The following is a 12256-nucleotide window of genomic DNA, read 5'->3' as shown; positions in this document are numbered from 1 at the left end:
ATGCGCCGGATCGCCGTCGTCGACGCACCGAGCAACCTGGGGTTGCGGCCACCGACCGCAACCTCGGTCCCCGGCTGCGCGAAAGCTCCCGGCGCCCTGCGCGACAGCGGCCTGCTGGCCCGGCTGGGCGCCCGCGACGCGGGGTGCATCACCCCGCCGCGTTACGACCCGGCCGGCTGGCAGCCCGGCGACGGCGTCGCCCAGGCCGACGAGATCGCGGTGTTCATCCGCCGGCTGGCCGACCGGATCGGCGCCGTCCTCGCCGCCGGCGACTTCCCGGTCGTCCTCGGCGGCGACTGCTCGATCCTGCTCGGCGCCGGCCTGGCGATGCGGCGGTACTCCGCCGACCTCGCCGGCCGGGTCGGCCTGGTCTACGTCGACGCGCATTCCGACTTCCGTCACGAGGGCAACGCGTCCTATGTCGGGGCCGCCGGCGGGGAGGCCCTGGCCCTGGCCACCGGCCGCGGCCAGAGCAATCTCGCCTCGATCGAGCAGCGCCGGCCCTACTTCCGCGACGTCGACGTCGTCCTGCTCGGCATCCGCACCCACGACGAATACCGCCTCGACCTGCAGGCGGCCGGCATCGTCGCCCGCGCGGTGCCGGAGCTGCGCTCCCACGGCGCGGCCCGCTCCGCGCAGTGGGCCCGCGACCAGCTGCGCGACTGCGCCGGCTTCTGGGTCCACGTCGACGTCGACGTGCTCGACCCGGCGGTCATGCCGGCGGTCGACGCCCCCGACGTGGGCGGGATCGCCTACCGGGAGCTGGAGATCCTGCTCAGCGGGCTGGTGTCCGACCCTCGCTGCGTGGGTGTCCAGGTCACCGTCTTCGACCCCGACTACGACCCCGACGGGCAGTACGCCCGGGAGGTCACCGACGTCCTCGTCGCCGGCCTCGAGCCCCTCGTGACGTCCTCCGCCCTGGCCGCCGCCGACCTCACCCCGGTGGTGTCCGCCCCGCCGCTGCATGCCCCGCCCGCCGGTGCGCCTCCGCTGCACGCCCCGGCCGCCGGTGCGCCGGGGTTTACGCCCATGCCGGTGTCCGAGCCCGTGCCGGTGCCTGCCGTCGCGCCGGTGCCCGTGCCGGAAGTGCCGGTGCCGGTGCCGGTGCTTGTTGTTGCGCCGGTGTCCGAGCCTGCCGTCGCGCCGGTGTCGGAGCCCGTGCCGGTGTCGGAGCCTGCCTCGTCGCCGGTGTCGGAGCCCGTGCCGGTGTCGGAGCTTGGTTTCGCGCCGGTGTTCGAGCCGGCCGACGAGGAGGCTGACGGGCCGGCGGACGAGGCGACTGCCGTGGCGTCCGGCGATGCCGTCGATCACCCGACCGGTGACCCCGCTGACGGTGCCGACGCCGAATGGGCCGCTGGTCCGGCCGGCGACGAACCGGCCGGCCAGGTCACCGATCCGGCGGCCGGCTCCGATGCCGCCTCGCAGGGTGAGCCCGCCGATCCGGACGAGCTTCCCACCGATCCGGACGAGCTTCCCGCCGACGCGGCGGGCCTTCCCGCCGACGCGGCGGGCCTTCCTGCCGACGCGGCGGGCCTTCCCGCCGAGGCTGCGGCCGGTCTTCCTGCCGACCTGTCGGACGGCGGTGCTGACGGCTCGATGGCCGGCCGTCCGGGTGAGCCGCAGGACGAGCCGGTGGATGACCCGGTGGATGACCCGGCGGCGTTCCCCGATCTCGCCGGGTCGTTGGTCGATGCCTCCGCCGGCGTGCCGGGCGAGGCCGCCGAGGATCATGACCTGGAGCTGCCGCCCGTCGCCTGGGTCGACACGCGGACCGGCGCGGTGGTCGACCTCGCCGCGGACCGGGGCACCGGTCGGGCGGGGCAGGCCGAGACGCCCCGGCTTCCCGCGTACAGCCGCGGGGCTGTGATCGGTATCACCACCCGCAAGCCGATCGACCTCGACGACGTGGCGCCCGCCGCGGACGACGGCTGGGTCACCGTCGGCGGGCCGGACGCGGTGAGTGAGCCGTCCACCGGCCTGGACCGGCCCACCGACCAGGGCACCGCCGCCGAGCCGGCCGCCGAGGAGGGTGGCGGGGCGCTGCCGTTCGGGCGGGCCGGGCGCAAGAGCCGCCGCGCGCCCCGGCTGGCGTTGACGCTCGCGCCGACCTCCGGACCGCCGGCCTCGGGTCGCCTCGCCCGCCGCGCGGCCTCGGCGGACGACGCGCCCGGCCAGGACCGGGAGGGTGCCGTGCCGTTCGTGCCGGCGCAGAGCCGGACCCCCCGTGAGCCTGTGGAGCCGCCCGAGTCGCCGTTGACGGATGTGGTGCCTGCCGCGCGTACACCGGACGAAGAGCGAACACCGAAGCAGCGATGAGCACGGCCCCACCCGCCGCTGGCGAGTGGGGCCGCGTGCTGTGGGTCAGCCGATGGTCTGGAAGAACTTCCCGGCGATCGGGACGGCCGCCGCGGTGCTGGCGCCGCCGTTCTCGACGAAGACGCAGAAGGCGATGTCGCCGCGGTACCCCATGAACCAGGAGTGGGTGTGCGCCGGGTCGTTGTCGTATTCGGCGGTGCCGGTCTTGCCCCGCAGGTCGCCGGGGAGGTTCTTGAGCTGGTCGGCGGTGCCGGCGGTGACGACCTCGCGCATCATCTGCCGCAACGCGTCCAGGGAGGCCTGGTTGAGCTGCGGGCCGTCGGCCGCCGGGCTCTTCGGGGCGGGGTCGAGCACGAGCTGCGGCTGCTTCCACTGACCGCGGGCGATGGCGGCGGCGGCGCCGGCGAGCGCGACCGGCGAGGAGAGCGTGGTGCCCTGCCCGAACGCGGCCGCGGCCTGCTCGGACTTGGAGCCGTTCGCGGAGACCTTGCCGGTGAAGACGTCGACGCCGAGGTCCCACGGGATGCCGATGCCGACGCTCTGCGCGGTCTTCGCGAGGCCGTCCGGGGCGAGCTGCGGGGCGAGGGACGCGAACGCGGTGTTGCACGACTTCGCGAAGTCGACCCGGAGCGGGACGTTGCCGAGCTCCATGTCGTGGGAGTTCTTGAACGTGCGGCCGTCGACGGTGAGGTTCTTCGGGCAGGGGACCACGGTCTCGCCGGTGGTGCCCTTGTCGAGCACGCCGAGCGCGGTGATCGCCTTGAACGTCGAGCCGGGCGGGGTCTGCCCGACCAGCGCGAAGTTGTTGCCGGCCGCGCCGGGGCCGTTGGCGACCGCGACGATCGAGTTGTCGCTGACGCGGATCGCGACGAGGGCGGAACGGCGGGTGTCGAGGGCGAGGGCCGCCTCGGCCGCGTTCTGGATGTTGACGTCGAGGGTGAGCTTGATCGCCGCGCCCGGTGCCGCCTCGGTGCTGAAGAGCTTCTTGTCCGGGGTGCCGGTGGGCATCGGCACCACGACGGAGACGCCCGGCTTGCCCTGCAGGTCCGTGTCGTAGCGCTGCTGCAGCCCGGACAGGCCGACGACGTCGCCGACCTTGTACTTGCCGGGGTTCTTGTCCATGATCTCCTTGGTCACCTCGCCGGACGTGCCGATCAGGGCCCGGGCGAACTGGGCCGAGGGACCGAGCGTCTGCGTCGAGTTGCGGGTGACGACGCCGGGCGTCGAGTTGAGCTTGTTGGCGATCGTGTCGTAGACCTCCTTGCGGAGCGTCACGACCTCGACGAACGCGTCGGGCTTCGCGGCCTTCACCTTGTTCGGCAGGCCGGACAGGTCGACCTGGACCTTCGCCGCGGCGAACGCGTCGCCGAGGTTCTTCGTCACGATGTTGATGTCGGTGACCGAGCGTGGCTGGATGCCGACGATGACCACTGGCTTGCTGCTCACGATCGGCTGGCCGGCGCCGTCGAGAATGCTGCCGCGGGGACCCGCCGACTTGCGCACCGCGATCTTGTCCGTGGCCTCCAGGGTCGGGTTGATGGTCTTGGCGCCCCAGACGACGGTCCACTGCTTGTCGACGCGCTTCGCGCTGACCGTGGTGTCGTACTCCCAGGTCGACCCGAAGACCGGCCACTTGACCGTCACCACGGCGCTGGCCTCGTCCTTCTTGACGGCCGGCGAGCCCTTGATGGCCAGTTTGGGCGGCGTCGCGGCGAGGTCGCCGGCGACCGTGGTCCACAGCTTCTGCGCCGCGTCGCCGCTGAGCGCTTTGCCGTCCGTGCCCACGAACTTCATCCCGGCGATGTTGCCCTGCTCCCACGCGGCGAGGAACGTCTTCAGCGCGTCGTCCGGTGGCTTGCTGGAGCAGGCCGGGAGGGCGCCCAGCAGCGTCAGCCCGGCGAGGAGGGCGATCATGCGACGAAATGAAACGGCCATGGGGGCGATTCTGCGTCATGAAAGCCACGATCCGCACGCCCCAAGATCGGAAAAGTTGGACAATTGGTATAGGGGCGTACTGGTCGATCGGGTAACCGACGCTGCTGAACCGGTTGCCGGGGTATGCGCCGATCAGAAATGTCGGGGGTACGTCTTAGGCTGTGCGGGACAACCCACAGCGTCGTGGGTGAGGGGAGAACAGACCGATGAACCGGCCCACGGCAACGGTGCGCACTGCGGTCGCCGAGCCAGCGATCGAGGACGACGAGTTAACGCAGCCAGTGCCCAACGCTGAGCACCTCGTCGCCGAAGCGGTGGTCCTGGCCGCCGCGCAGGACGTCGATCCCGAGTTGGTCGCGCACTACTGGCGACTCGTTCCCGACGAGGAGCTGGCCAGCTGCCAGGTGTCGAAGATGGTCGCGGCCACGGCGTCGCACCTGGAGCTCGCCGGCCAGCGGGTCCCGGGGGAGCTGAAGCTCCGGTTGGGGCTCAGTGTGACCGGCGGCACATCTCTGGAGATCGTCACCGACGACATGCCGTTCCTGGTCGACTCCGTGACCAGTGCCCTGTCGGCGCGCAATCTCGACGTCAACCTGCTCGTCCACCCGCTCGTCGTGGTGCGCCGCCAGCCGCTGGGCGCCCTGGAGGGGGTCCGGGTCGGCCTCGAGCCCGAGGACGCCGCCCCCGGCGACATCGTCGAGAGCTGGATCCGCATCGAGATCGACCGCATCCGCGACGAGCAGGACCTGGAGACGGTCCGCACGGACCTGGCCCGCGTGCTCAACGACGTGCGCGAAGCGGTCGAGGACTGGCCGAAGATGCGCACCCAGGCGCTCGCGCTCGCCGACGAGCTGGGCAGCGCGCAGCTGCCAGTGCCGGACAAGGACATCACCGACTCCGTCGAGCTGCTGCGGTGGCTCGCCGACGACCACTTCACGTTCCTGGGCTTCCGGCAATACAAGCTGATCAAGGGCGACAACGGCGACGACCTGCTGCAGGCCGTCCTCGGCACCGGCCTGGGCATCCTGCGCGCCGACCAGCCGCATCCGCGGATGTTGAGCTCGATGACCGCCGAGGCGTATGCCAAGGCCCTCGAGAAGCGGCTGCTGATCATCACCAAGGCCAACTCCAGGGCCACCGTGCACCGCTCGGCCTACCTGGACTACATCGGCTTCAAGCAGTTCGACGCCGACGGCAACGTGACCGGCGAGAAGCGCTTCCTGGGGCTGTTCTCGTCCGCGGCCTACCGCACCAGCGTGCGGGACCTGCCGGTGGTCAAGCGCAAGGTCGCCGAGGTGGTGGAGCGTTCGGGCCTCTCGCCGCGCTCCCACTCCGGCAAGGACCTGATGGAGACCCTGGAGACCTATCCGCGCGACGAGCTGTTCCAGATCACCACCGACGAGCTGTACCGCTCCGCGATGAGCGTGCTGCGCCTGGCCGGGCGGCGGCAGCTGCGGCTGTTCCTGCGCCGCGACGCCTACGGCCGTTTCATCTCGTGCCTGGTCTACCTGCCCCGGGACCGGTTCACCACCGCCAACCGGCTGCGCATCCAGCAGATCCTCCTCGCGGAGCTCAACGGCATCGGCGTCGACTACACGACCCGGGTCAGCGAGTCGAAGTTCGCGCGGGTCCACTTCATCGTGCGCACCGAGCCCGGCAACCCGCCCGGCGACGTCGACGTCGACGACCTGACCGAGCGGCTCGCCGAGGCCACCCGCCTCTGGGACGACGACTTCCGCCTCGTCCTGGAGCGCAAGCTCGACGACGAGCACCAGGCGAAGCTGCTGTACCAGCGCTATGGCGGCGCGATCTCGGAGACCTACAAGGACGAGCACACGCCGTATGAGGCGGTGAAGGACGTCGCGAAGCTGGAGCTGCTCGACGAGCCCGGCCAGCTCGTCATGCACGTCTACCGGCGCCGCCAGGACGAGTCGGACATCCGGTTCAAGGTGTATCGCTACGGCGAGCCGATGATCCTCTCCGCCGTCCTGCCGGTGCTGCACTCCCTCGGCGTGCGGGTCACCGACGAGCGGCCGTATGAGATGCACCGCGTCGACGGCACGATCTACCTCTACGACTTCGGCCTGCAGCTGCCCGCCGACTCGCGGGCGATCGCCGAGGTCCGGCCGCACCTGGAGAACGCGTTCTCCGCCACCTGGCGCGGCGAGGCCGAGGTCGACGGGTTCAACACCCTGGTCATCAAGGCCGGCCTCACCTGGCGTGAGGTGGTCGTGCTCCGGGCCTATGCGAAGTACCTGCGCCAGGCCGGCACGGTGTTCTCGCAGGACTACATGGAGTCGACGCTGCTGCAGTATCCGGCGATCGCCTCCAAGCTCGTCGCGCTGTTCGCGGCCCGGTTCGACCCGCGGCTGCAGCTGTCCGAGGACAGCCGGGCGGTGCAGACCAAGGAGCTGGTCACGGCCATCCACGCCGACCTCGACGAGGTGACCAGCCTCGACCAGGACCGGATCCTGCGCTCGTTCCTGATGCTGATCCAGGCGACGCTGCGGACGTCGTTCTTCCAGCGGGGCGAGGCCGGGCGACCGAAGTCCTACACGGCGTTCAAGCTCGACCCGCAGTCGATCCCCGACCTGCCGGCGCCGCGGCCGAAGTTCGAGATCTTCGTGTATTCGCCGCGGTTCGAGGGTGTGCACCTGCGCTTCGGCGCGGTCGCCCGGGGCGGGCTGCGCTGGTCCGACCGGCGCGAGGACTTCCGCACCGAGATCCTCGGCCTGGTCAAGGCCCAGATGGTGAAGAACGCGGTGATCGTGCCGACCGGCGCCAAGGGCGGCTTCGTGCTCAAGCAGGTGCCGGGCGACCGTGACGAGGCCGTCGCCTGCTACCAGCTGTTCATCTCCGCCCTGCTCGACGTCACCGACAACCTCGACGGCGGCAAGGTCGTGGCCCCCGCCGACGTGGTCCGGCACGACCCCGACGACCCGTATCTCGTCGTCGCCGCGGACAAGGGCACCGCCACGTTCTCGGACATCGCCAACGAGATCTCGGTGAGGTATGGGTTCTGGCTCGGCGACGCGTTCGCCTCGGGCGGCTCGGCCGGCTACGACCACAAGAAGATGGGCATCACCGCCAAGGGCGCCTGGGAGTCGGTGAAGCGGCACTTCCGCGAGCTGGGCGTCGACACGCAGACCACCGACTTCACCGTCGTCGGCGTCGGCGACATGTCCGGCGACGTCTTCGGCAACGGGATGCTGCTCTCTCGGCACATCCTGCTGGTCGCGGCCTTCGACCACCGGCACATCTTCATCGACCCCACGCCGGACCGGGCGGCGTCGTTCGAGGAGCGGCGGCGGCTGTTCGACCTGCCGCGCTCGTCCTGGGACGACTACGACAAGTCGATCATCTCGACCGGTGGCGGGGTCTACCCACGGACGGCGAAGTCGATCCCGCTCACGTCGGAGGCGAAGGCGGCGCTGGGCATCCCGTCGTCGGTGATCTCGCTGACGCCCAACGAGCTGATGCACGCGATCCTCGCGGCCCCCGTCGACCTGTTCTGGAACGGTGGCATCGGCACCTACGTGAAGGCCACCAGCGAGTCGCACGCCGACGTCGGCGACAAGGCCAACGACTATCTGCGGGTCAACGGGCGGGAGCTGCGCGTCAAGGTCGTCGGCGAGGGCGGCAACCTCGGCCTGACCCAGCGCGGCCGGATCGAGTTCGCGCTCGGCGGCGGCCACATCGCCACCGACTTCATCGACAACTCCGCCGGCGTCGACTGCTCCGACCACGAGGTCAACATCAAGATCCTGCTCGACCGGGCCGTCGCCGCCGGTCAGCTCGACCAGGCCGACCGCAACCCGCTGCTGGCCCAGATGACCGACGAGGTCGGCGACCTGGTCCTGCGCGACAACTACGACCAGGCCACCGCGCTGGGCAACGCCCGCGCCCAGTCCCGGTCGCTGCTGCCGGTGCACAAGCGGCTCATCGCCGATCTCGAGAAGCGCGGGCAGATCGACCGGGCCCTGGAAGGGCTGCCGACCGACGAGGAGCTCGACTCCCGCGCCGCGCTCGGCGTCGGCCTGACCTCACCCGAGTTCGCGGTCATGTTGTCCTACGTGAAGATCGTCCTCGAGCACGAGATCCTCGACTCCGGCCTGCCCGACGAGGAGTGGACCAACGAGGTGCTCGTCGCCTACTTCCCGACCGCGCTGCGCGATCGGTTCGTCGAGGCGATGGCCGAGCACCCGCTGCGCCGCGAGATCGTCACCACGGCCGTGGTCAACGAGGCCGTCAACCGGGGCGGCACGTCGTTCTTCCACCGCGCGTCGGAGGAGACCGGCGCCGGCTCGGCCGACGTCCTGCGCGCCTCCGTCGTCATCCGCGAGGTGTATGGGCTCAACGCGCTGCGCACCGCCGTCGAGGTCCTGGACAACCAGATCCCGACCGAGTCGCAGACCGAGGTCTACCTGGAGATCCGCCGCCTCCTCGACCGTGCGGTGCGCTGGCTGGTCTCCAACCGCCGCCTGCCGATCGACGTGCCCGGCGAGATCGCCCGGCTGCGCCCCGGCATCTCGCGCCTGCTCGGCGAGCTCGACACCCTCTTCCGGGGCCGCGAGCGCGAGGCCCTGCACGCCAACGCCGTCCAGCTGCGCGAGCTTGGCCTTCCGGACGAGCTGGCCGAGCTCACCACCCGCATCATGTATGGCTTCGGCCTGCTCGACATCGTCGAGGTCGCCTCCCAGACCGGCCGCGACGTCAACGAGGTCGCCACGGTCTACTACGTGCTGTCGGAGCGCTTCCGCATCGACGACCTGCTGTCGAAGATCTCCGACCTGCCCCGCGAGGACCGCTGGCAGACCCTGGCCCGCATGGCGCTGCGCTACGACCTGTATGCGGCGCTCGCGGCCCTGACCGCCGAGGTGCTCAACGGCACCGCCCCCTCCGACGACGCCGAGGCCCGCGTCGACGAGTGGGAGCAGAGCAACGCCACGTCGATCGCCCGCACCCGCAACGCCATCGGCGAGTTCGGCGAGTCCCCCGGCGACCTCGCCGCGCTCTCCGTCCTCCTCCGCCAGATCCGCACCCTGGTCCGAGCCTCCGCCGCCTGACCCTTCCGTGATCCGGAAGACCTCGTGTACCCAGGGGTGCACGAGGTCTTCCGGATCACGGAGCATGGAAGGGGTTAGGCGGCCAGGCCCAGGGTTTCGGCGGCGGCGCGGCCGTTGGCGTGGCTGGCGCCCCAGGTGGTGATGAAGGCGCGGGCGCCCGTGGGGCGCCAGGAGGACGGCCAGCCCATCTCGACGACGGTGACCGGGTGGGTCGCGGCCAGGGCGTCGACCAGGGTGCGGGCGCCGGGCAGGCGGTGGACGTTGCGGCCCACGACGACGATCGGGCGGGTGCCGGCCTGGGCGCGCAGCTCGTCCGGGGCGGCCTGCTCGGCCACCACGCGGATCTGCTCGGTGCCGTTGACGTGCGGGCCGAGGCCCCACGGGACACGGCCGGCGGCGATCGACGACTCCGATTCCAGCTGGACGATCAGCGGGGCATCGGCGCTGCTGAGCGGGCGGTCGACGGAGCCCTCGACGCGCACGGCGCTCAGCGCGGCCGGGTACCCGAGCCCGGGCTCCTCCCGGTCGGTGCGGTCGCCCTGGCGGGTCCAGTCGGACAGGGCCTGGACGCGGGCGACGGCCTCCTCCAGCCGGGCGAGCGGCAGGCGGCCGTCCTGGACGGCGGTGACGATCTCGTCGACGCACGCCAGGGTCAGTTCGAGATCGACGTCGGCGCCGATGCACAGCAGGTCGGCGCCGGCGGCGAGGGCGAGGACGGCACCGGCCTGGGTGCTGCCGGCGTAGCGGGCGGCGCCGAGCATCTCCAGGGCGTCGGTGACGACGACGCCGGTGAAGCCGAGCTCGGTCCGGAGCAGGTCGACGAGGACGGCCTTGCTGAAGGTTGCCGGAGCGTCGCCGGTCAGGGTGGGTACGCGGATGTGCGCACTCATGATCGACTTGGCGCCCGCCTCGACGGCGGCGACGAAGGGTGGCAGCTCGCGGCCGCGGAGCTCGTCGAGGGAGATGTCGACCGTCGGCAGCTCGAGGTGCGAGTCGGCGAGCGTGGCGCCGTGGCCGGGGAAGTGCTTGGCGCAGGCGGCCACCCGGGCGCTCTGCAGGCCGAGCACGGCGGCGGCGGTGTGCGCGGCGACGAGGTGCGGGTCGGCGCCGAAGCTGCGGGTGCCGATGATCGGGTTGTCGTCGGCGGTGTTGACGTCGACCGTGGGTGCCAGGTTGAGGTTGAGCCCCAGCTGGTCGAGCTCGGCGCCGATGGTGCGGTACACCCGGCGGGTGATCGCCGGATCGCCGAGCGCGCCGAGGGCGGCGTTGCCCGGATACGGGCTGCCGAGCCGGTGTGCCAGGCGGGTGACGTCGCCGCCCTCCTCGTCGATGGCGATGAGGACGCCGTCGCGGGCGGCGTGCAGGCCGGCGGTGAGCGCGGCGACCTGGTCACGGTCCACGATGTTGTAGCCGAACAGCAGGTGTCCGGCCATCCCCTCGGCGACCAGGTCGACGGCCCAGGCCGGGGCCTGTGCACCCGGGAATGCGCCGAGCAGCGTGCCCAGCGCCAGCCGGCGGAGTCCTGGATCGTTCGACACGGTAGTCCCCCCTCAGCGCGAGCAGTGCGAGACTGTTGCGCTATCCACGATCGTAGGAGCATCTTGACCAGTTGTGCGTAGGTCGTATGGGTGGTGTGACCGTACGCTTTCCGGTATACGTTGCCCGAGGCAATCTAATAGGAAAGTTTCTTAAATACTAGGGGTGTTCGTCACCATGAGTTCTGCTCGTCTTCCCGGCACCCCTAGGTTGCTGCGCGCGCTCAACGACCGCGCCGCGCTCGAGCTGCTGCTCAGCAAGGGTCCACTGACCCGCGCGCAGCTCGGCGAGCTGACCGGGCTGTCCAAGGTCACCGCGTCCCAGCTGGTCGAACGCCTCGAGGAGCGGGGGCTCGTGGCACGCGTCGGCGAGCAGGCCGGCGGCCGCGGACCCAACGCCCAGATGTATGCCGTGGTCCCCTCGACCGCCTACGTCGTCGGCGTCGAGGCCGGCCCGCAGCACGTCGTGGCCGGCGTGGCGGACATCACGGGCAGGATCGTCGGTCGCACCGACGTGTCGATCGGCGAGGGCGACGACCCGGTCAAGGTCGTGCACGCCGCCGTCGTCGAGGCGGCCGGCGAGGCGGGCGCGCCGATCGACCGCATCCGCAGGATCGTGCTCGGCACGCCGGGCCTGGTCGACCCGAAGAGCGGCGAGATCACGTTTGCCTGGGACCTGCCGCGCTGGCACCGGGGGCTGCTCACGGCGCTGCGCGAGGACCTCGGGCGCCCCGTCGCCTTCGAGAACGACGTGAACCTCGCCGCCATCGCCGAGCAGCACAGCGGCGCCGCGCTCGGCGCGAAGGACTTCGTGCTGGTCTGGCTGGACCGTGGCGTCGGCACCGCCGTCGTCCTCGGCGGCCGGCTGCACCGTGGCAGCGTCGGCGCGGCCGGCGAGATCGGCTACCTGCCGGTGGCGGGCACGCAGGTGAGCCGCGACGCGTCGCGCCGGGCGAAGAGCGGCTTCCGGATGCTCACCGACGCGGCGGCGGTCAAGACGGTCGCCAGGTCCCACGGGTTCAAGGCCGCGGGCGCCGGCGAGGCGATCAGGGCGGCCATCGCCGCCGGCACGGCCGGCAGCCCCTTCCTGGACGAGCTGGCCCGCCGGATCTCCCTCGGGGTGGCGTCGGTCGGGCTGGTGCTCGACCCGGAGCTGGTCGTCCTGGCCGGTGAGATCGGCCAGGCCGGCGGCGCCGACCTGGCGCAGCGGGTGCAGCACGAGGTCGCCGCGATCGCCGTGGTGTCGCCACGGGTCGTGGCCACCGAGGTCTCCAGCGAGCCGGTGCTCAACGGCGCGATCCTCACCGGCCTCGACGCCGTCCGCGAAGAGGTGTTCGGCGACACGGCCTGACGCACGCCATGATCCGGAAGATCCTGTGCACCCCCTGGGTACACGAGATCTTC

5 protein-coding genes are annotated in these 12256 nt (G+C 71.7%); 3 read left to right on the top strand and 2 right to left on the bottom strand.

Annotated elements, in window-relative coordinates; all coding sequences use genetic code 11:
- Positions 1-2316 (top strand): arginase family protein, encoded by a 2316-nt coding sequence (locus Dsi01nite_RS58880; RefSeq protein ID WP_203846376.1) that lies wholly within the window; start codon positions 1-3, stop codon positions 2314-2316.
- Between the two features lie 45 nt (positions 2317-2361).
- Here Dsi01nite_RS58880 and Dsi01nite_RS13025 read toward each other — a convergent pair whose 3' ends face one another.
- The gene (locus tag Dsi01nite_RS13025) at positions 2362-4230 is read right to left on the bottom strand and encodes a penicillin-binding transpeptidase domain-containing protein (protein WP_239135864.1); all 1869 of its coding nucleotides are present in this window, start codon (positions 4228-4230) and stop codon (positions 2362-2364) included.
- A 227-nt stretch (positions 4231-4457) separates the two neighbouring features.
- On the opposite strand from Dsi01nite_RS13025, the gene Dsi01nite_RS13020 reads away from it, so the two are divergent.
- On the top strand, positions 4458-9317 hold the full coding sequence (locus tag Dsi01nite_RS13020) for an NAD-glutamate dehydrogenase (RefSeq protein WP_203846374.1): 4860 nt from the start codon (positions 4458-4460) through the stop codon (positions 9315-9317).
- Positions 9318-9391: 74 nt separating this feature from the next.
- On the opposite strand, the gene Dsi01nite_RS13015 is transcribed toward Dsi01nite_RS13020, so the two are convergent.
- Positions 9392-10855: a glycoside hydrolase family 3 protein gene (locus Dsi01nite_RS13015; RefSeq protein ID WP_203846373.1), complete on the bottom strand. Its 1464-nt coding sequence runs from the start codon at positions 10853-10855 to the stop codon at positions 9392-9394.
- Between the two features lie 175 nt (positions 10856-11030).
- On the opposite strand from Dsi01nite_RS13015, the gene Dsi01nite_RS13010 reads away from it, so the two are divergent.
- Positions 11031-12203 carry an ROK family transcriptional regulator gene (locus Dsi01nite_RS13010; protein WP_203846372.1) on the top strand — a complete coding sequence of 391 codons (1173 nt, stop codon included), beginning with the start codon at positions 11031-11033 and terminating at the stop codon, positions 12201-12203.
- Positions 12204-12256 lie beyond the last annotated feature (53 nt).

Source organism: Dactylosporangium siamense, from assembly GCF_016862795.1.
Classification (GTDB): domain Bacteria; phylum Actinomycetota; class Actinomycetes; order Mycobacteriales; family Micromonosporaceae; genus Dactylosporangium; species Dactylosporangium siamense.
Note: the sequence above shows the minus strand (reverse complement) of the source record. Positions and strands in the feature narration are given on the sequence as shown.